The organism is Chitinophaga sp. 01L420 (genome assembly GCF_056399985.1).
Genome location: NZ_JBFTSK010000011.1, coordinates 106,759 through 131,225, shown reverse-complemented (window position 1 = coordinate 131,225; position 24,467 = coordinate 106,759). Strand labels below are relative to the sequence as shown.

At 45.8% G+C, this 24,467-nt stretch carries 15 protein-coding genes; 2 read left to right on the top strand and 13 right to left on the bottom strand.

The window, feature by feature from the left end; all coding sequences use genetic code 11:
* Positions 1-409: 409 nt before the first annotated feature.
* The 5 genes from AC1DP6_RS13415 to AC1DP6_RS13395 all read right to left on the bottom strand — a co-directional run bounded on the left by AC1DP6_RS13415 (position 410) and on the right by AC1DP6_RS13395 (position 9,166).
* Complete coding sequence (locus tag AC1DP6_RS13415) at positions 410-1,219, bottom strand: hypothetical protein (protein ID WP_477055295.1); 810 nt, start codon at positions 1,217-1,219, stop codon at positions 410-412.
* Between the two features lie 66 nt (positions 1,220-1,285).
* Positions 1,286-2,755: a hypothetical protein gene (locus AC1DP6_RS13410; protein ID WP_477055294.1), complete on the bottom strand. Its 1,470-nt coding sequence runs from the start codon at positions 2,753-2,755 to the stop codon at positions 1,286-1,288.
* 84 nt (positions 2,756-2,839) lie between these two features.
* Positions 2,840-6,073 carry a TonB-dependent receptor gene (locus AC1DP6_RS13405; RefSeq protein WP_477055293.1) on the bottom strand — a complete coding sequence of 1,078 codons (3,234 nt, stop codon included), beginning with the start codon at positions 6,071-6,073 and terminating at the stop codon, positions 2,840-2,842.
* 108 nt (positions 6,074-6,181) lie between these two features.
* Entirely contained in the window at positions 6,182-7,165 is a 984-nt protein-coding gene (locus tag AC1DP6_RS13400) for a FecR family protein (RefSeq protein WP_477055292.1), read from the bottom strand.
* 141 nt (positions 7,166-7,306) lie between these two features.
* Positions 7,307-9,166 (bottom strand): sigma-70 family RNA polymerase sigma factor, encoded by a 1,860-nt coding sequence (locus AC1DP6_RS13395; RefSeq protein WP_477055291.1) that lies wholly within the window; start codon positions 9,164-9,166, stop codon positions 7,307-7,309.
* A 248-nt stretch (positions 9,167-9,414) separates the two neighbouring features.
* Here AC1DP6_RS13395 and AC1DP6_RS13390 point away from each other — a divergent pair, with 248 nt between their 5' ends.
* Entirely contained in the window at positions 9,415-9,984 is a 570-nt protein-coding gene (locus tag AC1DP6_RS13390; protein ID WP_477055290.1) for a Crp/Fnr family transcriptional regulator, read from the top strand.
* Positions 9,985-10,063: 79 nt separating this feature from the next.
* Positions 10,064-10,642, top strand: a complete 579-nt coding sequence (locus AC1DP6_RS13385) for an NAD(P)H-dependent oxidoreductase (protein ID WP_477055289.1) — start codon at positions 10,064-10,066, stop codon at positions 10,640-10,642.
* A gap of 94 nt (positions 10,643-10,736) precedes the next feature.
* Here the strand turns inward: AC1DP6_RS13385 and AC1DP6_RS13380 are convergent, their stop codons facing one another.
* The 8 genes from AC1DP6_RS13380 to AC1DP6_RS13345 form a co-directional block, all read right to left on the bottom strand.
* Entirely contained in the window at positions 10,737-12,878 is a 2,142-nt protein-coding gene (locus AC1DP6_RS13380; RefSeq protein ID WP_477055288.1) for a hypothetical protein, read from the bottom strand.
* Positions 12,879-12,888: 10 nt separating this feature from the next.
* Positions 12,889-15,135, bottom strand: coding sequence for a hypothetical protein (locus tag AC1DP6_RS13375; protein ID WP_477055287.1), 2,247 nt, complete (start codon positions 15,133-15,135; stop codon positions 12,889-12,891).
* Positions 15,136-15,225: 90 nt separating this feature from the next.
* Positions 15,226-16,695 (bottom strand): SusD/RagB family nutrient-binding outer membrane lipoprotein, encoded by a 1,470-nt coding sequence (locus AC1DP6_RS13370; protein WP_477055286.1) that lies wholly within the window; start codon positions 16,693-16,695, stop codon positions 15,226-15,228.
* Positions 16,696-16,707: 12 nt separating this feature from the next.
* On the bottom strand, positions 16,708-20,172 hold the full coding sequence (locus AC1DP6_RS13365) for a SusC/RagA family TonB-linked outer membrane protein (protein WP_477055285.1): 3,465 nt from the start codon (positions 20,170-20,172) through the stop codon (positions 16,708-16,710).
* Between the two features lie 20 nt (positions 20,173-20,192).
* The gene (locus AC1DP6_RS13360; RefSeq protein WP_477055284.1) at positions 20,193-21,182 is read right to left on the bottom strand and encodes a FecR family protein; all 990 of its coding nucleotides are present in this window, start codon (positions 21,180-21,182) and stop codon (positions 20,193-20,195) included.
* Between the two features lie 81 nt (positions 21,183-21,263).
* On the bottom strand, positions 21,264-21,860 hold the full coding sequence (locus AC1DP6_RS13355; protein ID WP_477055283.1) for an RNA polymerase sigma factor: 597 nt from the start codon (positions 21,858-21,860) through the stop codon (positions 21,264-21,266).
* A gap of 87 nt (positions 21,861-21,947) precedes the next feature.
* Positions 21,948-22,892: a dihydrodipicolinate synthase family protein gene (locus AC1DP6_RS13350; protein WP_477055282.1), complete on the bottom strand. Its 945-nt coding sequence runs from the start codon at positions 22,890-22,892 to the stop codon at positions 21,948-21,950.
* An 11-nt stretch (positions 22,893-22,903) separates the two neighbouring features.
* Entirely contained in the window at positions 22,904-24,430 is a 1,527-nt protein-coding gene (locus AC1DP6_RS13345; protein WP_477055281.1) for a sodium:solute symporter family protein, read from the bottom strand.
* Positions 24,431-24,467 lie beyond the last annotated feature (37 nt).

Here is a 24,467-nt window from a genome sequence, read left to right as displayed (position 1 = left end):
TTTGGGGTGCTAAATATTTCCAGACATGAAACTAGACAAAATAAATTAAAATACAAAATCTGTTAAAATTAATTTTATTATGGTAACCGTTGGAAGTCAGGATTTCTTTTGATACAGACCGGAGACAAATGCAGTATAGTAGCGGTTATCATCTTGCTTAATAAAAACACAAAGGGAGCATCGGGGACAAGTACGTAGTGCGTAAAATACGGGAAAACACTTAGGGGAACTTTCTCTGAAATCACTCTTCAACAGAAAGGCATGACAAAAAATAATTATCTTTCTTTAACTTTCATTCCATTAAAGCTGACATCTCAAAGCGGCGCTTACCACTCTTGCCTTGCTTTATATCTTTAGGTTACTGCAAGATATAAAGTGATGCCTGACAATACTGCCAGGCATCAATAAATTATAACTGGAATGCAATGCCTGTATCTGGCATATTATAAATTTTACCTCCGCCATCGTATAATAGCGAATTAATGACGATACCATTAATATTTCCGGGGCTTGAGAGCAGACAGGCATCTTTATTTAAATAATTATAAGCACTGTTAACCGGCTGACCATAGTCAGTTATATATTCTCCATTGCCATCTACTCCGGTAACCGCATCACGTACAACAATAACGTATAAATTTTTGGTGCCATCGGCAGCTTTGTCAGGTAATACAACTTTCTCCGACATTTTCCCCAGAGCAATATTCTTAATAGTGGTGACAGAATCGGCGGGGTTAGCCGTATAGTCATAGCTGTTATTGCGATAGATAGTAACATTGATTTTACCAGAGCCGAAGTCCGTATATTTATTGATAAGAATAAAGGCAATACTATCTGCACCTGGACGGGCAAAATCTCCTGATTTTACAAACTGATTAAATCCTAATGAAGCATCGTATGCATATGACAGCGTTATTTTCTCCGTTGTTACGGTGACCGTGGTATCTTTTAAAACGATATCAGTACCTGCTTTATGAATGCTGACAGTTATCTGATCTTTTCGTTTCAGTATAATTTTATCCAGGCTTCCGCCCTTATTCACCCGGCTTAATTCCAGCCGGCCATCCACGTACATATCGAGGGAGTCGTCTGTACTGAAAACACTGGGAATTGTCAGTTCCATAAATTGTTCTCCTTCCAGTGGCTGTCCTTTCTTACACGACAATAATTGCATGCCTGATAATATGCATAGCAACAATACTACAATAGAATTCCTCATTTTATAACACATTGATTAAAAGATGACTGATCCCTGTTACGGGATCAGTCATGCCATAAATACTAATTAGTAACCAAAAATAGTCCAACCAGAAGCCCAGTTGTTTACTGCAGTTCCATCAAATCCACCTCTATAGGTTGTACCGGTTAAACCAGCCGGTAAACCTGTAGTCAGACCACCTGTCAATGCAGGAGATGCAACAGTAGGACTTCCTGTTCTAGGCAGGTAAAAATCCGTAGGAATCCTGTTGAAAGGATCTTTCAATCTGATAGCCAGGTTCGGATCTGTACTAACAAAACCGGTATTGCCATCAGCAACAGCAGGATATGCCTTGATTGCCGTAAACGGATAAGCCGGGTTGCTGTGGAAAGGCACATTGAAAGCATGTACCAGGTTTCTCTTGATTAAAGAAACGCCATCTCTGTATTTTTCCTGGGTAGTCTGGTCTGCTGCGGTACCACCGGTTGGAACGGTATTATCCAGCAGGATACCATTGTTAAAGCCAAGGAATACAGAGTTGTACACTCCAAACTGGCTGCTTCTTCTCCAATGAGCTGCTACACCATATTTACCAACACCTGAAGGCAGGAAATTGGTTTTAATAGCCAGTGCCTGGTTAGGCTGACCAATAACAGTAAGATTAGCAATCAATGGTTTGGTTACCGGTAAACGCGGGTTGCCGGTTGCATTGTTGTCTGATTCAATTCCGTTAGAACCACTCTTATCTGCACGGGTAGTATCTTCTACTACTAATGCATACTGAATACGGCCACGGAAACCATTGTCGAAATCCAAACCGTCATCCAGGGGATTAACGATTACCAGGTGACTTGCATTTACAGTACCACCGAAGAATTCGATACCATCGTCGGCTGCTTTGTACACTTCAACAAAATCAATTGTAGTTCCGCTACCTACTCCACCAAGGGTCAGGCCGTTGATTTCATTGTCGGTAGACAATTCGAAACCAGCATACTGGATACGAACATACTTCAGGATACCGGAGTTGTCGTTATCAACAGTACCGCCATAATAAGGAATCAATGGAGGAACACCRCCAATACCTTCAATCCTGGCAGTATCACTGAGGTTGGTAGTTGCTCTTCCCAGGATGATCAGACCCGCAGTCTGGCCAGACGCAGGAGAAGCGCTGCTGGTAGTGAAAATAATGGGAGAAGTGGCAGTACCGACTGCTAAAATTTTACCACCACGGGTGATAACAAGTCCACCACCTGGTGTTGTGGGTGTACCCGGAATTCCTTTGATGGTAGTACCAGCATCGATCTGGATTACATCAAGGGTGTCTACGTATACCAAACCACTCAGGAAGTAAGTACCGCCTGTGAGGTGAATGGTATCACGTGTTACTTTGTTGGTACCTAATACACCACTGAGGGTGGCTCCGTTGGCGGGAACAATCTGCGTAGCGCTAACCGGCCGATCGGCCTGTTGGTGTGCATCTTTTTTGCAAGACACTGTGAATACACTGGCAGCCAGGATAGTTGCAGCTGCAGCGTAGAGGTTAAACCTGGTCATCAATTAAAGATTTAAAATTAGAAAATAGGAAATTTAAAAACTGTATATACCGGTAATACATTCATTTACTATCGCTGTTATGGGTTAAAAGTTGTACCCCAGCGTGAAACTATAAGTCCTTCCTGGCGTGAGCCGATGCTGTATTAAATCCTTACCTTTCTGATACATGAGTTGTTTCGTTGTGCGTTGTTCGCCTGATGTTTCTTCTCCATCACCATTATTTATATAAATCAGGGAGTAACTATTCAATAGGTTGCTCACATTTGCGCGCACCACCATTTTATCTTTAAGTAAACGAACGGCTACCTGTCCATCCAATGCTTCCAACGGTCGTTCATACTGTGAAATATAAAAGTTCTGGTTAGGCATGAATAACCGGTTAGAGACGTAATTGTAGGTGAGACTTACTGATACATATTTAATATCATAATAAGCACCTGCATTGATCATATAGTTACTGGCACCCTGTTGGGGCCTGTTTTCCCATGCACCGATACGCTGCACCAGCACCATTTTATTTGAGCCTGGCGGATCTTCCTTATAAGTGATGCTGGACGCTTTTTGTACCCTGGCGAAAATTCTGGTTGCATTTGCATACAATGTAAAATTCCTGATGACGGGTAGGTTAATAAACGACAGTGATTTACGTACTTCTGCTTCTATTCCTCTGTTCTCAGCAGCATGGCTATTTTGAAGGCTATAGTAATTATTATTAAAGTCTTTATAGATCTCCATAGGATTATCAATCTTTTTGTAAAAAACTGATAAGGAGAGAATTTCTCCCGGTCCGGGATAATACTCATAGCGAAGATCAAAGTGTTTGATTCCGGTAGATACAATCGGATCGTTGCTAATGTATTCCCCACCCAGTTCAAAATCATATTCCCGGAAAAAAGTCAGCTCACGCAGATCCGGGCGGATAATGCTCTGTGCGTACGATGCCCGGAGATTCATTTTGTTTGTAAGGCTGTAAGTCAGACTGGCAGAAGGGAACACTTTCCAATTCTTCTCCCTGTTATAAAGTGAGCTCAAATCATAGGTATTAGCGTTCCCTATATGAGCAATCACTGTATCTAATACCGAGTTCACTTTATTCAGATTATAATATTCTGCTCTTACTCCCCATACCAGTCGCAGTTTACCAGCCAGCTTATGATCAAACATCCCATACACAGCGTGCAGAGCGGCATAGCGGTGAAAATCATCTCCGAAATCATCAAAAGAAAAACGATAATCCGGATTACTGGCATCAAAGAAAGCTGGTATCGGCCGTGGCATATCGGAAGGTGGTCCGTTGGTAGAGGAACGCGCCACATAAAATGAGCGGTCTTTATACCAACCTGCATAACCTGCTTTAAACGTGGTAGTCAGTACTGTATTTCCAATATTAAACCGGAAAGGTATCTGTGTATTAATATCCCAGTTCAGGTCCGACTCATAGGCTCTTGTCCACCAGCGCATAGCGCCATCAACACCCTGTGAGCTCGGAGGCCCTGTCATCAGGTAGGGATCCTTTGTGATACTGTCAGACGGAGCAGGCGTATTCATATAGTGGTTATCCGGCCGTTGTCTGTCCAACTGCACATAGGTACCCATCCACTGTATCTTAATTCCTTTTCCCCCGATACTATGCTCTCCTTTAAACTGGGTTTGCCATAACCGGGTCCATTGTACGTTATCGTAATATCCTATCCTCGGCGCCTGCCCACCACCTATTCCACTCATCCCCTTTCCCAGGATGAACTGCTGATCCAGGGTATTAATGTATAGCGTCTGTACGCTTATTTTATGTTTGCGGGTAGTGTAACCAATACCTCCAAGCCATCCTATGTTAGTAGCAAAGCCATATTGTTTCCCCCTGTAGATAATGGAATCCTCTCCGTTTACTTTGCTGGGGTTATAAATGAACTGATCTCTTTGCGATTCCACGTCCTGGGTCTGCAGCGTATTCCGGTAACTCAATGCTGCCATTAATCCCAGTTGCCTGCCATTACCGAGATTTGTTACATGTCCCCAGGAAAGCTGATAATTTTGAGACGGATGCGCATTCATCTGGTAAACACCCCAGTTATTGGACATCACATCCCCTTTTTTAAGCGGATAATGAAAATTAAAGCTACCAGCATCCTGCTGGGTACGACCAGCAGTTTGTGCCCGGATGGATTTCAGATCTTTCCAATCCAGCTTACCAAAGAGCTCGCGATGATCCGATGGCCGGCCCAGGTATTCCTTGTCAAGTTTAAGGCTGAGGAAGGGCTTACCGGTTGTATTATCATTGATACTTCCACCGACATTTACAGTAAAAAAGTTTTCTGTGGGAATGGCTTTGGTTTCCACGTTTACCAATCCGCCACCAAACTCTGCACTCATATCCGGTGTAATGGTTTTATACACCGTGATATTATCGATGATATTAGACGGGATGATATCGAAACTGAAATTTTTTCTATTCAGCTCGGTACTGGGCATCAGTTGCCCGTTAAGCATTGCGCCATTATACCGTTCGCTCATGCCACGCACCACTACATATTTGTTGTCTACCGTAGCTACCCCGCTGATACGCTTCAGGACCTCTCCTACATTCTTATCCGGGGTACGGGCAATCTGTTCTGAACTGATTCCATCCGTAAGCCCCGCTGCATTTTTTTGTCTGTTATACAAAGCGGCGATGGTTTCTCTTTTAGCATTCCCTTTTATGGTAACACCTTTCAGATTAGAAGATGCAGAAGACAACATCACATCCTTTACCGTAGCCTTTCCACCTTTTACGATTACATTATCAACTTTGGTATTTGAAAAAGCCAGGTGACTGAATTGTATGCTATGCGCACCTTCCGAAAGCTGCAATAAATAAGTACCATCTACCCGGGAAGTAGTAATCTGTGCGCCTCTGTCGGCCGATATTGTTACACCGGGAACAGATTCATTCTGGTCATTAAACACTCTTCCCTGTACAGTACCCACCGTCTTCGCAAGGGATCCGTTATTGTCATGACTATTGCGGATAGCAATAATATTCTCTTTCAGTTCTACTTCCAGCGGCAGCTGCTGATCCATTAATGCTAAAAGTGCGGACAAGTGAAGTTCTCCTTTTGGAATATTAATGCTCAATGCATCTATCTGTGCGGGGTCATACATGTACCGGTAGTTTCCCCGCTGTTGTTGTAATGATTTCAGTACTTCCTTCACCGTTTGTTTACCGGCGGGAAGTTTAACCAGTTGTTGTAACCCCTGGTAGTTCTGGGCTTGCAGCGGTGATTGTTGCAGTAATTGAACAAAACACACGAACAAAAAAATTCTCCGTACAAATAGCATCATTGATAGTATCGCTTTTATGTTGTTTAAAATGGGCCCGTACAGGCAATAGTATAGCCACTCAGCTTTGTTGAAAAGCTGCAGAAATATTTCAGACTGTTAACTTGTATGTTATTTACTTATCCGGCATCCTTCTCGTGAATAGCTCACCTTCAGTTTGTGCACGTATGTGATGGCTGCTACAATTGTTTTAAGATCGTCCGATGTATTAAACACACCTGAAATACGCTGTTCGCCTGCATCTCCTGTTGTAACAATATTCTCGCTGTACTGATAGGATAGTCGTCTGCATACTTCTTTCAGGGTAGTATTATTAAAATAAACTTTATCTTTTATCCATCCGGTGACATTACTCACGGTGCTGTCTGTTTCCGGATCCATGAGTATATTATCTTCAAAATCCACGGTCATACCTGGTGTCAGTATCCGGGCAGACACATTGCCGGTACTCCCATCGGTCGCCACTGCCACCTTTCCTTCCAGCAAGCTTACACGGATAGCCGTATCCCGCATTGTAAAAGCGCTGATATTAAACGCGGTTCCAAGAGCAGTGGTAATCACATTAGCCGTGTGCACCCTGAAAGGCTTTGTCTGATCAGGAGCTACTTCAAAATAGGCTTCTCCCATCAACGCTACATCACGGGTATCTTTGTTATAGTTATCCGGGTATCGCAGTACCGCATTTTTGTTCAGCCAGATTTTAGTCCCATCTCCCATCACCACCGACCTGATGGCAGTACCCCGATTATCCAGTTCCCTCCATTGTTGCTTGGCGATACGACTTACAGCGGAGGTTTTACCAATCGTAGAAAACATATATACTGCAGCGGCGGATAATGTTAACAAACCGGTGAATACGGCTGCATACCGGGTCCATTTAACAGGCAACTTCCGCACCTTTGCCCGTGCCGGCAATATAATAGGCGGTGGTATAACAAAATCGGATGGCGCCGCCGCCGCATCTGCCCATTTATTGCTTAAAAACTCATCCAACAAGGTGTGATCATCTGAATTAAGATATCCTTCTACTTCCACCTGCTCTTCTGCGGTGCATTGTCTTTTAAAATAATTATCAAGTAATTGCTTTGTGATCACCAGTTGAAATTTGAAATAAGGAACATAATATGTGAACTATACAAACAGTACGTTCGGCCATCAAAAAGTGAGGAGGCAAAAAAGTGGAGTTCATATTATGATAACATTGGAGGAGGTTAACAGCCGTTTGTATTCTTTTTATCAGGGGTGGCTGATCATCACAGGATAAGCCATAGCAGGCGATGTAGCGGCTTTCTCCACGGGTACAACTGTGGTACTATGTAACCGGCCCCCCGGGGCTCCTATCAGTGCAAGTGCTTTTGCAATCAGTGGATCTGCTCCATTTCCCAGTGGTTGTAATGGTAAAAAAGACAGTTCATCTACACTGTAAGCAGGTGTAATGCCTTTATTATAACCACCATTACCTGAGGCATTCTGCAACTTATAGGTCACTGGCATCAATACCCAAGGAATCCTTTTAGGACTGCGGCTATCAATAATGGTAACCATGCCTTCATCTTTACCCAGCGTGGTAGTTCCTATCTGTACAACAGTCGTATAAGGTTGCAGGTTGTTTACAACCATTTCTGCCGCGGAAGCCGTATGAGGCCCCGTTAATATATACACTTTACTTAATTGTAACTGCAATGGCCTGATCTGTTCAAAAGTAAGCCCGGCACCTCTTTCCGGCAGCGCCATCACTGCTTCAAAAGTCATTGTCCGGTTACCCTGGCGACTGTTACCAGCATATTTTGCAAAGACGCTGTTACCCTGGATATGGTTCCCCAACAAGGCACATAATGTCGCTGCCATGGCCACACTCCCACCAGGACTATAGCGAAGGTCTAACACCAGATGTTGTATGCCCTGTTGTTTATAATCGGTGAACGCACGCAACAAAGCATCACTTTGCAGGTCATCAAAATAGTTAAAGCACAGATACGCTGTTTTGGGGGTAGTGCCATTCAGTACAACCGATTGCTGTACCGCAGGCTCTTCTGTTATGCCTCCACCGGAAATGCTTTGTATAGTCGTTTCCGTGATGTTACCCGTTTCATCCCGACTCGCCAATGTAAGGTCCCCCTTTTTTTCTGTAACCAATGTGGACATCAACGAAGCCGCATTACCAGCATTCAGCAACTGCCCGTTGATACGCGTAAATAAAAAGCCCCGCTTCAGTTCCCTGGAGGCTGCAGGGGAACCGGGCTGCACAAGCTGAATAATTCCCAGCGCACCACCGGGTGCCTTGCTATCACTGATTACAGTTGCCTCCATGCCATATACACTCCTCAAACTAACAGGATAAGTTGCTATCGCAGCCGGATCATATAAAAAGGAAAAGCGATCAGCCACATTTTTCAATTGACTGAAATAAGCCGGCGCCGCCATCGATTGATCCGGAGCAGCAGGCAGACCGTCTGCCCAGTAATAGAAATAGGTCATGCTATCTAACATCCAACGGTTTACTTCCGCTGCGGTCACTGGACCAGTGGGCGTTGGTGAGCCATCTTTATCCTTACTGCATGCCCATAACAATATACTCGCCAACAGCAACATCGTGGTAACGTTACCGATACTCTTCCTGATAATATGAGTGGCGGTTCTAAGGTGACTACGTACCGTGGTGACTGATATGTTTAGCATAGCGGCTATTTCTTTATGAGAGTAACCGGAGTCTCTGAACTGGTATACTGTCCGGGGTTTGTCGGGTAGCGACTGAAGGATATTACTGAGCCGGTGTTGCAGCTGCTTGTAGTCGATATTACTAGCCGTTTCATCCACAGCGCCTGTTGAGGTGTAAAAGATATCTTTATGGGCGTTTGCAGATGTATTGGCCCTTCTGCTCTCATCGATAACAACCCGCTTGGCAATGACAAATAAAAGTGGGAAAATATCTTCCTGATCGCTGCTGATCGTATCTATTTTTTCCCATAGCCGAAGAAAACATTGTTGAGCAATGTCTTTAGCCCTGTGACGATCACCACATAATTTGTAGGAAAAGTCATAGACTTTTTGATAGTTAACATTGTACAGCCGGTTAAAAAACATCTCTAAAGTCATCACTTTAAATATTGTATCCAAAGTAAGCTCTTACTATTAACGCAATGTTAATGAAAGCAGAAATTCTTCATTTTCCTCTGAAGACACCATCAATAAAGCAATTACAATTGTATAAAATAAAAATTTATATGTGATTGATAAAGCTGTTGATTTCCTGTCCGGAAAATAATCCTGCATTTATTTTTCACCTTAAATCATATGATCCCATCCCCAACATTATCCTACCTTCGCTTTTTATTCGTTTTCATATGCCTGTTCAAGCACTCATAGAATATTTCACCACAATCACCCCATTATCTCTTGCTGCACAAACTGCCTTAAAGAGTTGTTTATACCTGGAACATTTTCCTAAAAAAACAATTATACAGCAGCAAAACAGGCCAGCACAGCATATTTTCATTGTCCACAAAGGACTGGTACGCGCCTATTATACGCACAACGACAAAGAGGTCACCTCTTCTTTTGGCACCCCGCGCTGCGTGGTTTGTGCTATGGGCAGCCTGTTATCAAATGAACCCGCATTTTATGGTATAGAAACACTGGAAGACAGTGAGCTGTTTTACATAGAATTTGCCGCACTGGAAGCCCTGTACGATGCCCATCATGAACTGGAAAGATTAGGCCGTATCATGATTACCCACTACTACCTGGATCAGGAAAAAGAGTTGAAAGCCATTCGGCTGCAATCTTCCGAACAACGCTATCAAACCCTGCTGGCCACACAACCTGAGTTACTGCAACGTGCACCATTGGGCTACGTGGCCTCTTACCTGGGCATTACTCCGGAAACCCTCAGCCGCCTGCGCGGCAGGTATTAAGCGATATCCCACTATTTGATTTATATCAAATAATGCCTTTGATATATCCGGCAATTTCGTGCCGTAACAGATAAATAGTATGAAAAGGATATTGATTATACAGGGAAACCCGCATCCGGGCAGTTATTGCAGCGCTTTGGCCACCACCTATCAGCAGGCAGCGCTTTCGGCAGGACATGACACACAACTGATACATTTACATGATTTAAAGTTTGAACTCAACCTCCGCCATGGGTACCGGGAAAGAATCACCTGGGAGCCCGACCTGGAAACTACCTGGCAACAGATACAGGCAGCAGATCACCTGGTATGGATCTATCCTACCTGGTGGGGTACCATGCCGGCATTGCTTAAAGGCTTTATTGACAGAGTATTTCTACCAGGAAAAACATTTAAGTACAGGGAAAAATCCACGATGTGGGATAAACTGCTCAAACATAAATCAGGACGTATTATTACTACCATGGATGCGCCGGCATGGTACAACCGCCTGGTATATGGCAAAGCAGGCATTCGCGCCATGAAGACCGCCACCTTAAAATTCTGTGGCGTATCGCCGGTGAAAGTGACGGTGTTGGACAATGTGAAACATCGTTCCCCACAGGCAATTGAAAAAGGAATCCGGATAGTGGAACGGATTGGAAGAAGCGGGAAGTAACACAGCCTGATATTTCAGCAGCAACCGCRCACAAAAGCAAGGCTGYGACCATCAATGGATGGTCGCGGCCTTGCTGGTAATATTCCCTCGTGCGCTATTCCAATACTTTCAGGTAACGTGCCATCCAATATGGCAGTAAAAATTCATCGCCGGCCAGTTCCGACTCACCCTCATGACCACCATCCAGTGTGAAGGCATTGGCGTTGTGCCGGTGTACCGGCAGTTCATCCAATGGCAGCAGTACTTCCGTAGCCTGATGACGGAAGTTAGGTGGCAGCAGGGCAATATCTTTCCGGCTTGAATTTTTGATGGTCCAGGTAACCAGGTCCATCGGAAAAGTTTGGAGCCACCACGTGGTAGCAGCAGCATCCTGTTCACCGGCTGTTGCCAGCGTGATGAGGTTCCACAGCGCGTTTTTCTCCGGACGTTCTACTTCCCAGTGATTGAGGATAGCGCCTTTGTATTGCTGTTTCATTTCATCCGTAAATGCATACTTATACAGTACCCAGTAGGTCAAAAAAGCCATTTCATCATCAGAGTGATTCCAGTCGCCCATGCCCATATCTATGCCCATGTGCAGATAGCCGGGCGTAGGTTTAATAGTGCGATAATCGATGACGATATTTTTTAGATAGCCGTACTTGTTAATAAGCTTATAGGCTTCGGTTTTATATCGTTCCTTTCCGGTGAGTGCATAGGCCAACTGCAGCCCGGCCATGATGGTAGTACTGCCCAGTCTGCGGTCACCGATGGTAGCCGGATACCAGTTAATGTATTCCGGTCCCCAGCGGGCCCACAGCGTAGGCTTATTGTCTATATCCACCAGGGTATATTTATGGTCGAGGATATGGGTCATGATCTTATCAATGAAAGCAGTGACCCGTTGTTTTTCTTCCGGCGTTTCTGCTACCATTTCATGCAGGATGGCAGCTACCCAGATATAGGCCACATATTCATCACTGCTGGTATGTCCTTTCCACTCCCATTCCGGATCAGGCGAATCACGCCACCTTTCGGGATCGGAATTTTTGTAACCTTTTCTTTCAAATGTGCGGGAAGGAAATCCTTTCAGTTGGTTGATAGACAGTATTCTTTCAAACGCTTCAAAAGCTTCCCAGGCATAGCGTTTAGCCACCGCTTCATGCGTCACGGCATAACGGAAAGCCTGGCTACCGAGATAAAAGCTGCTCCAGAGACCATCATTATCTGTATCCGCCATTTCAGCGGAAGCTACATCACCTGGCGGGTTCAGGTGCAGGTTAGCGATAAAGCCATAACGGATATGACGCTCCCGGATTTTGCGTTCGAAATAAGCAGCTTTCTGTGCAAGTGTTTGTTGGGTAAATGCAATCTTATTGAGACCGGTAGCGGTGAGGATATATACGTCACCGTTACTATCGGCAGCCATGTCTTTCACCGCATCCTGATCCAACCAGCGGCGGGAAGCGAAATAGCGGTAACTGCCGGCATCCGTTTTCATGAAAGCACCTTCCGGTGTGCCTGCCCAGAGATGTCCATTCACGACCATTAACGCACGTATATCGGGAACGGGTACACGTACCTGCAGGGACAAACTCGTATCGCCCGTGCGGCGGTTAATCCCGTAATAACCATTAGCAGTACCCAGTATAATATCGTTTCCGTTGAAAGTCATGGCAGTGGCGCCGTTAACAGCATGTACACGAATAAACTGTGTTCCATCAAAACGATATACTGCTTTGGCACTCAGGATAAAAAACTCCCCTGCATTGGCAGCCATACTTTGAATGCCTTCCGGGATGACGGGTAATTCCTGCAGCTGGCTGTTGTGCCCAATCGCCAGGGCATTGTTACCGGATAATAGCATACGACCGGCAGCATCTACCACCACGCGGTTGAATTTATTCAGCGGTAAATTGATATAAGGCACACCTGCGTAACCATTGGTCAGGCATTTATCCGGATACAGATAATACAGGTGTCCGCTGCTTTCCTGCGTGGTCACATCCACCGGTACTTTCTGTGCCAGTGGCCGGAAGCGGAGATCCCGTACCAGGTCGTTTCCGCTGAGGCGATAAAATCCCTGCGAAGTGAGTACCTGTATATTGTCGTTGTAATCTGTGATGACTTTAAGTAGCTGCAGTCCTGCCGGAACATGATACTTAACAGATACCGCCTGCGTGAAAGGCTGGTCGGACGTGGCATAGGTAGCACACGACAGCAGCAGAGCTGCTGCCAGGTTCGTTAATTTCTTCATTCCGATAGTTTTATAATTTAATCAGCCACACTTCGGTGACCCTTGAATGTTGGCGCCAGTTGAGGTGTTCTTCATCTATACTATCCCACGTAAGTAAAAGAGTGCCGGTTTTACTCAGCGCCGGAGGCACCGCAAATTCTTTTCCTTCTCCGATTCCTTTGTTGTATAAGCCGGGGATAAGTCTTATGCCATTGGCACGCAGCAGGCTTTCTCCATAGCCGGTTACGCGGATCACATATTGCGCCGTGGTATCCAGGTGGTCGTAGCGCATAGCAGAAGGCCAGCGCAAACTTACCATCCAGGAAAGTCTTTTACGGCTATAGCCACTCTCCCACCAATCGAAGCCGGGAGCATCACTCCTGCGCACCAACGGATCGGTGTGCAGATCTTCCGTACGCACTACGTGCGGCGATTTGGAAATATTGCCTACCGCATCATAATAACTTCCCGGTCCGGGATTTTCCCAGCGGGCAATGGTATCCAGTGCTTTCCGTTGTGCCGTGTCCGGTAGTGTGCGAATATAACGGAACTGGTCTTCCAGCCACCAGCGGTTATTCAGTGGTCTGTCAAGAAAATCCAGTACTGCACCTCTTTCCGGCCCGGCAGCCTGGTATTTGGCTACACTGGTTTGCAGGGCCACTGATTTAAAAAGTGCGTCACATAATGCGATGATACGATCGCGCCATTGCGGCATGATAACTTCATCTGCCTGTTTCAATATTTTTTCTGCGCGGCCCATTGCATCGCCTCCTTCCAGTAGTGTACGATTGACAGCAGCTTCCAGTGCTGCCTCACGGATAGCACGTTTTCTCGTATAGGCGTCATAGTAAGCTCTCAACAGGCACATCTGCCAGCGCCAGTTAGTGGCCAGCTCCGGATGTTCCTGCTCCAGCTTTTGCCATAACAGTAATGTTGCTTCGATGCCACCATTATCGGCGATAGCACCATCCCAGTTTTTTTCCAGCGCAAGGATACCGTCAGCAGCGTCTTCCCGAAAAGCAGCACCAAAAAAGAAATTGCTGTATTGTATTAATATATCTCTGACATCTGCCTGGCTGTTCCAGCCCAGCATACTCCAGGTCATTTTATTGATATCGTCATGCGCTCCATCGGAATAGCTGATAAAGCCATCCATATACGGTGCAATAAAACGGTAGATATTAGCATAGTACAAGGGTTGCGGATTCACCGGCTCACGGCCCAACGTCATGGCAAACGCAGGATCCCACCATACTACGGGGTAATCACAACGTACCGTATGTGTGATATCTGGATAATGACGAATAGGATAAGTGGCGGGCAATGCGGCCCTGGTGTCTTCCAGCGAAGGGTTGGAGGGACCAACTACGATCCCGCCCAGCCACGTCGGCATGTGTTGATGGATATAGGAATAAACGAACGCGCATTCGTCCGGGTTATAGCCTTGCAGCGATAACCAGATACGCGCTTTCGGATGATACTTTTTTAAGGCAACGGATAATTCTTCCAGTAGCGGAATCACCAGTTGTGGTGGGTTGTTGCCGGGATCTCCGCCAGGAAAGAACACGGCATCGAGTCGTACTGCCTGCCGGAAGAGGGTATCAAACTGCAGCAGGTAATGGGTTCTCTTTGCGGTATCTTTCAGATCAAAAGTGGCGGGTGTCCATACAGAAAAGTCCAGGTCATATTTTTTGCAAAAGCTGCTGATACGCCTGTTCATGTCCATGGAGGACAGGTGGAAATGGGGAGATGGCGGCATAAAAGGAATTGCTTCAATACTATTCGCCCCGAAAATCGCCAGGTCGCGGATGTATTGTTCGTATTGCTCCGGCGTCCATCCGTCGTAGGAGTTAGCCAGATTGCGGTAACCGATCTGATGCCCGCGCACGGCCTTTTCCGGGCTGGCATCTACTTTTAGTATATCCGGCAACGTTACCTCTTGCTGCCGGTACTCCATGATGCGAAGCAGGTAGCCCGCACCGTATAACAAGCCACGGGTGCCATCACCGGTTACCTGTATGATTTGCCTGTTTTTATCTGTTACTGTCCGGATGTGATAAGATTCCGGTACACATTTGATGCTGGTGAATACAATCACAGGGCCGTTCTCCGGCATCTTGTTGCTGATCGGCCAGGTAAGACCGGTACGGCGTTGTACTTCTTCCTGTAATACCTGGGCAGCAATCTGTTTATCTTTACTAACAATAGTTACCTGCTGCAAACCGGCAGCGCTACAAAAAAATGGAATTAAAAATAGTATAGTAAGGAATCCTCTCATTATTTAACTTAAGACGGCTTAACAAAGAAAAAAAAGGAATAGCAGGGCAAAATAGCGGGTGGCAACGGGCCACCCGCTTTATTTAATATTTTATTTCAGGTACCACATCAGCGTGGTTTGTTTATCAGGACCGAATACAGCTAAAGCTTGCTGGTATTTATCTTCATTGGTATCGCGTTCGCCGGTTGGATAGATGTAACGTTTAGGTAAAACGGGGGTAGAGGAAAGTGGTCCCAGTACGAATTTCGGGAATCCGGTGCGGCGGTTATCGAACCATGCTTCCGGGGTTTTAATGAACCCGGCGATCCATTTCTGACCAATCAGTTGTTCCAAGGTACCGTTGTATTTCACAAGTGGCTGATTATAGTAAAGCGAATCTGTCGCTGTTTTATCGACACCGTAATATTTCATGCTGGCGTTGATGCCATCATAGTAAAGATTTTCGGCTGTTTTACCTGCTACCGTTACTTTTCCCGCCTGTACACATTCTGCCAGGATAAAACATACCTCCGCATAGGTAAGCATCGTAGCATTTACCATGGGATCACTTTTACTTGCAAACATTTTAGAAAGGCGCGATATATGATCGGCACCACCGTTGTAGTCGTAAGGCGCAGAAATAGCATTAGGTACACCTACGTACGGAAGGGGATCTATTGTACCTCCTTTCAGTGAATCGACTTTAGCGATCCATACCTGCAGCCGTGGATCTTTGCGCTTTACCAGTGCATCTACGATTTCCTTACTGGGTTTACGTTTGTCAAATTCGGCGAATGAATTGGATAGTGGCCAGCTATCATCGCTTATCTTACCAAGGTATTTTAGTTCTGCATTGTCTGCATTGCTTTCAAAGATCGGATACTTATTTTTATCATTGAGGATCTCCTGCATTTCAGTAAAAGCAGTGCTATATTTTTTTGATATGCGCAATAACATTCTTAATCGGAGTGAATTGGCAAACCTACGCCACTGGATGGCCTTTCCTCCGTACATCACATCTGCTTTGGCATCTATGTCACCACTACTGCTGGTCAGTCCATCATTGGCTTCTCTTAATGTTTTCAGCAAAGCGGGATAAATCACCTCCTGTTGGTCGTATTTAGGGTGGCTCAGTGTCTGGCTTTTCAGCAATAGCGCTTCACTGTAAGGAATATCTCCGAAGAGGTCCGTAACATAGGCAAAATTAAATGCCTCCAATACTTTACCTACGGCGATATATTGTGGCGCATTTTGTTTGGTGGCCAGGTCCATCATTTCACGGTTGGCAGACAGCCGGCTGTAATAATCATCCCAGCTTTGAGGCCCCCAGTCAAATTTATCGTCGCCCTCATTGCGCACCATTGTAATGTAACGGCCTGCAGACGCAGGTTTACTCGTATAGGCTTCATCCTGGTACATATAGGCTGTTTTGATCAGCACAGATGACATCAGGAATTCCGGGTTGATCACTTCTGATTCATTCGGATTTACATTGAGCTCCTCCAATCCCTTTTTACAGGAAGCGAAAAGCACGCCGAACAGCAGTATGTAATATTTTAAAGGCATGCGTTGCATAACCATACAATTATTGGTTTAGAAATTGAAACCTACTTTAGCACCAAAGGAACGGGTGTAAGGCAATCCCCAGCTGGTTACTCCCGGAGAGAAACTACCATTCGAGATGGTCATAGCCGTTTCCGGATCATATCCTGCTTCCGCAGCTGTCCAGGTGAACAGGTTGCGGGCTATCAGTGATACCGACAAATTTCCCAGTGGCAATCTACCCAGTGTTTTCTTTGAAAAGTTGTAGGTAAGCGAAGCTTCCCGCAATTTTACATAGCTGGCATCAAAAGTAGAACGACCGTTAAAACTCCAGTAATATTCGCCATAGTAGTTTTCCGGATCTGTGACGATATCATTCTTTTTATATTTACCGTTGCCTTCATCGATATAACCATCGAGGATCATACCATCTGTACGTGGATGGCCGGCATCATCTGTCCAGCTAAGTCCTCCGTTTTTAGGATCACGGCCCGGAAGGGTCCTTTCTGTACGGCCATCACTCAACAGATTCTTGGCTACATAGGAGAAGAACTTCCCTCCCTGGCGCCAGTCGATCAGTACATTCAGCGTAAATCCTTTGTAGCTGAAAGTATTTGAAATACCTACTGAAAAGTCAGGGTTGTAATTACCAATCTTCACATAATCATTTACTTTCTGATAACTGCCATCGCTGGCCAGTAAAGGTGCTCCCTTATGTTCTCCATCCGGCACCGTTTCCCAGCCCTGTGCATACATATCCCCCATTTCAGAACCTTCCTGTACCAGGAAGCGGATACCTTCTGCCCCACCGGCCAGATAGCTGCTGATACCATCTACCAGCTCCAGTACTTTGTTACGGTTACGGGTATAATTTACCTGGAGATCCCAACGGAATGGCCCTGCTACCGGCGTTGCATTCAATGCGATCTCAATACCTTTATTCTGTATTTTTCCCGCATTTACAATCATGCTTTTATAACCGGAAGCCGATGTGGTGGGAATAGGAATAATCTGGTTACGATTCACCGTATTATAGTAAGTAAAATCTATTCCCAGTCTTCCTTTTAAGAACCTGATATCTGCACCAAATTCATGCGAGGTAGCAATGAGTGGTTTAAGGTGATTATTCTTCAGAACGTCGCTGATATTAGCCTGTTTCACATTATCCCAGTCTTGTCCGAAATTAAACGTATTATATAGGTTATAAGGATCTGTATCGCCACCTACCTGCGCCCAGCTGGCTCTCAGCTTGGCAAAAGAAAGCACCTCGGATTTAATGTTCAGCATATCTGACACCACCAGGCTTAAGGCGGCCGAAGGATAAAAATAGGAGTTAGAGCCTGTAGGCAGGGTGCTGGACCAATCGTTTCTGGCTGTCAGGTCAAGAAAAGCGTAATTACGATAACTTACCTGTCCCATTCCATACACACTGTTGATACGTTTAGTAGACCTATTGGAGATATTCCTGACAGTACCGGCTTTGGCGTTGGAAATATTGAATAACTGCGGTATTACCAGGCTTTCGGAACTCTGCGAAGTACCTCTTCCCACCTGGTTCATGCGGTTAGCACCACCGGATACAGAGAAAAAGAAATCCTTGTTGAGCTGCTTTTTATATGTCAGCAAAAAGTCGGTATTCTGTTCCCGGAAATACTCCGTTGAAACGGCGTAGGCACCGGTTTCATTATTGATCGAACCAAATGGTCGTTTACTTTCCCGGGATTCCGAATAAAGATCCATACCGGTACGGCCCATGAGGGTAAGGTCTTTCGTAATCTCTATATTTAATTCTACGTTGCCCATGATACGGTCACGGTCGTACGCATTAGTGAATTCATATGCGACAAAGTAGGGATTATCTGTACTTCCGGGCAAATGTGTAAACTGTTGCAATCCTTCTTTACCAGGCAACCAGTAATTACGCAGTTTTTTGATATCGATGTTAGGCGTAGTGGTATAGACAATATTGCTGACACTGCCCCGGTTGAAAGTAGGACGGTTGCCGCTACTATTTTTCGTATAGCCGATATTGGTACTCACCCTTACTTTTGGATGCAGGGTATAACCGGCAGCGAGATTGAGTGTATTTCTTTTAAGGTCGGTATTGGGGGTAATTCCTTCGTTACTCAGGTTAGTGAAGGAAAGACGCAGATTCCCGTCTTTATTATTTTCAGTAATCGCCACGTTGTTGGTAAACGTCGAACCGGTGCGGAAAAAATCCTTATGCCGGTTTGGATAGGATACCCAGTCAGTAGGAATAGGATTACCATTGGCATCCAGCGGGCTATCCCATTGTACATGTTTGGATCCATCATTCAGTCTGGGTCCCCAGGACGCTTCAGAAATGGTTTCATCAGATCCGGCCCTGTCGCCGGCGCCAAATTCATTCTGGAATTTCGGAAACAACCAGGGTTGGTCCAGCATAATGCTGGAGTTGACCGAAACACCCAACCCTTTCTTTGTGCCGGAACCGGATTTAGTGGTTACCAATATTACACCGTTGATAGCGCGTGAACCATACAAAGCAGAGGCACTGGCCCCTTTAAGTACGCTGATATTAGCAATATCATCCGGATTGATGTCAGACACCGTACTTCCATAATCTACCACTACCTCACCTACTGGTTGTGTCGGATTACGTACTGCCGGTGCAATGGGAATACCATCCACTACATATAATGGCTGGTTATAGCCACTAAGACTACTTTGCCCGCGGATGGTCACCAGCGAAGTGCCACCGGGATCAGAACTCGTACTTCTCACATTTACACCGGCTACCTTGCCGGATAACGCGTTGGCGACATTGACTTCTTTCACTGTGCTTACCTGATCGCCTTTCAATGTGGCAATAGAATAGCCCAGTGCTTTTTCCTGGCGCTTAATACCGAGTGCGGTCACCACCACATCATCGAGACTACGAATATCCGGGGTTAGCTGCACCTGCATATTACCGTTGGCAACAGATTGCTCTTTTGTAAGATAACCTACGGAGCGAAATACCAGCACTGCATCAGCGCCCACTACACGCAAAGAAAAATTCCCATTCGCATCTGTAGCTGTGCCATTGGAAGTACCCTTCTCATGCACGCTTACACCGGGAACCCCTTTCCCTTTTTCATCTGTTACCGTACCTTTTACCTGCACATCAGCAACAGCAGTTACTTTAGATACTGCTGATGCGCGAATGGCATAATCATGTTCACTGAGTTTCACCACCTGTAATCCCAGTGGCGTCAGTATTTTACTGAGTTGCCCTTCCAGGTTGCCGGCAGTTAATCTTGCCTGTTTTACGGCAACAAACTTGTCGGCTACCTGTACGGGGGAATAATTAAAGCTGACATTCAACCTGGTTTCCAGGTTGGTCAGCATTTGGCGGAGGGAGATGGATTCTGCTTCCCCTGGAGTGTTTCCGCTGTTCACCATTAATTGTTGTGCTCCCGTGTGGGTGGTCAGCAGTAACAATAACAGCAGCAGGACGCTCCATGGAGCATAAAGCTTCGTAAAGCTCTTTTGCATAACTGTAAATTTTAAAACCTTTATTCAAAAATGATGACTGAATTGTTTTGTGTCATTTTCAGCTGATGCACGGTGGCCATAGCTTTCAATAGCATTCCAGGATCAGCAGCAGGACCAGAACCGGTGAACAGCAAGCCCTCCATCCTTTTATTCCTGAATTGAATATGATAGCCGTAAATATCTTCTAATTGCTGTGCTACATTGATCAATGATTCATCGCGATATACCAGGCGGTGTTGTTTCCACGCAGTGAGTTGTGCCGCATCTGCCTGCAGGCGTTGGTGTGCGCCAGGTGTAAACAACATCCGATCGCCGGGCTGCATATGCAGACTATCATTTACCACGATCTTTCCTTCCTCCAGTAATACTTTTACGTTATCGTGCCGGTTATATACATTAAAGGCGGTGCCCTTCACCTCAATGGTCACCTGTGGCATTAACACCCGGAATTTAGGATGCAGGCCCGCAGGTGATTTAGATACATTAAAATAGGCTTCTCCACGTAGTGTCACTGTTCTTACTTTATCCTGCTGCCATCTGGCCGGATAGGTGATGGATGAATTAGCGTTGAGCTGTACCACAGATCCATCCGGCAACTGCACAGTTTTGGTTTCACCAAAACCGGTTTGTACGATGATCTTCTCCGGGGCTGCATTACCGGTACTATACCATATAACGTTCAACAGGATTACGCTGGCAGCAACCACTGCAGCGCCCATGACATATAACCATCTGCTGCGCAGTAGTCCGTTATTTTTTTTAATGACGGCATCGTTCAGCAGGTTGTCTATCTGATCTTTTACAGCGTGCATTTCTTCCATACTTACCTCATTACTCCGGAACCGAAGTGCGAGTACCATTGCCTTTGCCTCCTGCAACACGGATTCTTTTTCCGGATGCGCTGACTGCCAGTCCGCCCAGAAAGCGGCCTTATCTCTATCATGCAGCACCCATGCCCGGAATGAGGCATCTGCCGCAAAATCTGCAGCAGCGTATCCACCATAGTTCATAAAAAAATACCTTATACAATCAGAAGAGTCGGGAATCGAATAAATGCCCTCAGGAAAATCAATCTTTTTTTAAATTATTTTTTAACGGAACATCAGGGCCGATTCATTGGGTGCTAGTAATTCCTTTAATTCTGCTATCGCGCGGTATATTAAGGTGCGTGCATATTTTACTTCTTTCAATACCATAATCTCCGCAATCTCCTCATAGGCAAGGTTTTCGTAAAAACGGAGATAGATCGCTTCTTTTTGCCGGAGGGTGAGTGCATTCAATTTTTGCTGCAGCAGGCGGCTGGCTTGCTCTGTATGTTGGCGGTGGATCAGGATACTTTCAGGAGACAGTTCCAGGTCGAAGAGTGATAGGGTGCCTTCGTCCAGGTTACCAGGCAGTCTGGATGATTTCTCCAGGTAGCGGAATAATTTTCTTCTGGCAGATACCAGCAGGTAACTTTTCAGGTTGACAGGCGTGGCAAGACCGGCGCGTTGCAGGAACAGCTGTGAAAAGAAGTCCTGCAACATGTCTTTTACCAGGCTACGATCCGTTGTAAACCGGATACAATACCGGAACAGCAGCGGAAAGTAGCGCCGGTATATTTCCCCGAAAGCATCCCGGTCTCCTTCACAGAGCCGGACCCACAGGAACTTTTCGTCTTGCTGTGAATTATAAAGGCTGGTTGACATCTCTTATGTGAATTAGGAATAAGGATTTCTCTAAACTACACATTGGCCGTTTGCCGTCATAATTTCCGGTCGAAAAATAACAACTAATTAATGTGAAGGCAGGGTAGCTGTCACCACTTCCTTTATCTGTAATCTATCGCACCAGCCTTTGAAATCACGGTAAATCTGTTGTAACGTGCCCTTCTGCTCCGGCGTTAGTTCCAGCGCATGTGCGCGGCTGATAGTACGCACCGGCAGCCCCCTCAGCTGTAAAAAGTATTTGGCACTCAAGGGATACCCTATATGAATCAGCGGATCTACCCTTTGCAACTCCGCCTGTATCCAGCGTACATCTTCCTGTTTGCTTTCGTCGTTCATATGGTTACACAGCCATACCAGTATTTCCGGATAAAAATTGCCGGAGATAGATGACATGCCGGCAGCGCCCATTTTCATAGAGGCGACCGCGTTAGGCGTGTGTGCATCGTAGAACTCCAGCCGGCTCCCCGCTGTCACGGCCAGTTTAGCCCTTACGTTTTCTACACTGCAGGATGTATCTTTATGATAAATCAACCGGTTGGTGGCCAGTAATGTAGCTAAAATCTCCGGAGTTATCACTCTTTTATAAGGTGCAGGACATTCATACAAACCCAGGGGAATATTGCCGGTGAGCGAAAACAGTTGCTCAAATCTTTGCAGCAGGATATCATCCGGCTCATCTATGTTCGCAAAATGCCCGGTGATCATGATCACCGAATCTACTCCTGTATCATGGATCTTTTGGGTGAACAATGCCTTGTCGGGAATGGTTAATCCAAACGATCCGGTAGCGACTACCGGCGCCCGGCCATTTACATAACGGACTACATGGCGGGTGAGCTCCAGCCGCTCATCTTCACTGATGCTGTACATTTCAGAAGAAAGACAGTTAGCGAAAAAACCTTTCACACCGGCTTCCAGGTAAAAGTCTATCAGCTGCTCCACCATGTCGTGATCAATCTGTGCTTTCAGATTAAACGGTGTGATCATCACCGGTACAAATTTCTTTTGCATAACAAATAGGTTTAAGATTCAGGGAGTGCCCTGCCTTGCAGCCGCGTTAGCAGCATGCCCGCCAGGAATATTGACAAAGTGCCCACTACAATAATCAGGTGCACATGCAACGGACTACGCCATTGCTCCCATGCCGCAGGCAGGTATTTTGAAAGCGACATCCAGAGAATTACCACCAGGCCTATCCCGGTAGCTGTAACGGCGGCGGCATTTTTTGTTCTGGACACAATGCCCAGCAGGAATAAACCCAACATACCGCCGGCGAAGATGCCCGATAATTCCCACCACATATCCAGGATGCTTTTCACTCCTATCATGGAGATGCCAAAGAGAATGGCCAGCAAACCTGTCACCGTAGTAGCGATGTAGAGTACCTTCATATCTTTCTCAGGACCGGATGCCCGGTTGATATACCGCTGGTAAATATCTTTCAGAAAAACAGTAGCGGTGCTGTTCATACCACTGCTCACAGTGCTCATAGCTGCCGATAGAATAGCGGCAACAATTAATCCCAGCAACCCTTTTGGTACTTTTGTGACCATAAACCAGGGCAATACTTTATCGCCATAATCAGCTGGCAACAAGGTTTCCACGGGCACATGCCGCTCGGCAGCTACCGTTTGCTTCACTGCCAGTATCATTTCCGGATGTTGTTGCGTGTAGGCAAATAAGGCCGTACCAATAAAAAAGAAGACCATACTTACCGGCACATACCAGTATACACATAACCAGATACTGCGGGAAGCTTCCTTCTCTGATCTGGCTGTATGATAGCGCTGTACGTAGTTTTGGTCCATACCGAAATTATTCAGGTTGATGAAAAATCCATACAGCAATACCACCCAGAAAGTAGAGGTACTCACATCGGCCGGATTAAAACTCCCCAGTGAAAACTTGGCGTTGTCCATCCCAATCCTGAAAATATCAGCGATCCCGTTGTTCATCCCCGTAATCACCAGCCCCAGGATAATTAACGCCCCGGCGGTTTTAACGATACCTTGCAATACTTCTGTCCAGATAACAGCTTCCATCCCGCCCAACACTGTATAGATGATAATGCAGATGCCTGTAACGGTCATGATTGTACGCATTTCCAAACCTGTCAGCGCCTGTAACGCGAGTGCTACACCAAAAAAGATAGACCCCATCCTGGCCAGTTGCATCAACATAAAACAAACCATGGCGTATGTTCTGGCCCAGGGGCCGAAGCGGCGTTCCAGATGTGTATAGGCACTTACTTCACCGCTATGGCGATAGAATGGCACAAAATACTTTGCCGCAATAAAGGCCGCCAGTGGCATCGACAAGCTGAATACAAATGCATTCCAGTTGCTGCCGAAAGATTTTCCGGGCACGCCCAGAAAAGTATTGCTGCTTAAAAAAGTAGCGTACAACGAAAGTCCCAATGCCCAGCCCGGAATAGTTCCGGAGGCCGTTGTAAATTGTGCGGCATTCTTGTTTTTCCTGGAAAACCACACTCCTACCAGGATCATACACACCAGGTAAATCACAATGACAGCCAGATCAATTAAAGGCATTTGATGCATAGGTGTTCGCTATTGGTTGATAATTTCA

Coding starts and splice junctions, on each gene's coding strand:
- AC1DP6_RS13385 (WP_477055289.1), top strand. CDS start 10,064: ATGAAAAGGATATTGATTATACAGGGAAACCCGCATCCGGGCAGTTAT.
- AC1DP6_RS13345 (WP_477055281.1), bottom strand. CDS start 24,430: ATGCCTTTAATTGATCTGGCTGTCATTGTGATTTACCTGGTGTGTATG.
- AC1DP6_RS13375 (WP_477055287.1), bottom strand. CDS start 15,135: ATGAGAGGATTCCTTACTATACTATTTTTAATTCCATTTTTTTGTAGC.
- AC1DP6_RS13365 (WP_477055285.1), bottom strand. CDS start 20,172: ATGCAAAAGAGCTTTACGAAGCTTTATGCTCCATGGAGCGTCCTGCTG.
- AC1DP6_RS13370 (WP_477055286.1), bottom strand. CDS start 16,695: ATGGTTATGCAACGCATGCCTTTAAAATATTACATACTGCTGTTCGGC.
- AC1DP6_RS13405 (WP_477055293.1), bottom strand. CDS start 6,073: ATGATGCTATTTGTACGGAGAATTTTTTTGTTCGTGTGTTTTGTTCAA.
- AC1DP6_RS13350 (WP_477055282.1), bottom strand. CDS start 22,892: ATGCAAAAGAAATTTGTACCGGTGATGATCACACCGTTTAATCTGAAA.
- AC1DP6_RS13390 (WP_477055290.1), top strand. CDS start 9,415: ATGCCTGTTCAAGCACTCATAGAATATTTCACCACAATCACCCCATTA.
- AC1DP6_RS13360 (WP_477055284.1), bottom strand. CDS start 21,182: ATGAACTATGGTGGATACGCTGCTGCAGATTTTGCGGCAGATGCCTCA.
- AC1DP6_RS13395 (WP_477055291.1), bottom strand. CDS start 9,166: ATGACTTTAGAGATGTTTTTTAACCGGCTGTACAATGTTAACTATCAA.
- AC1DP6_RS13380 (WP_477055288.1), bottom strand. CDS start 12,878: ATGAAGAAATTAACGAACCTGGCAGCAGCTCTGCTGCTGTCGTGTGCT.
- AC1DP6_RS13415 (WP_477055295.1), bottom strand. CDS start 1,219: ATGAGGAATTCTATTGTAGTATTGTTGCTATGCATATTATCAGGCATG.
- AC1DP6_RS13355 (WP_477055283.1), bottom strand. CDS start 21,860: ATGTCAACCAGCCTTTATAATTCACAGCAAGACGAAAAGTTCCTGTGG.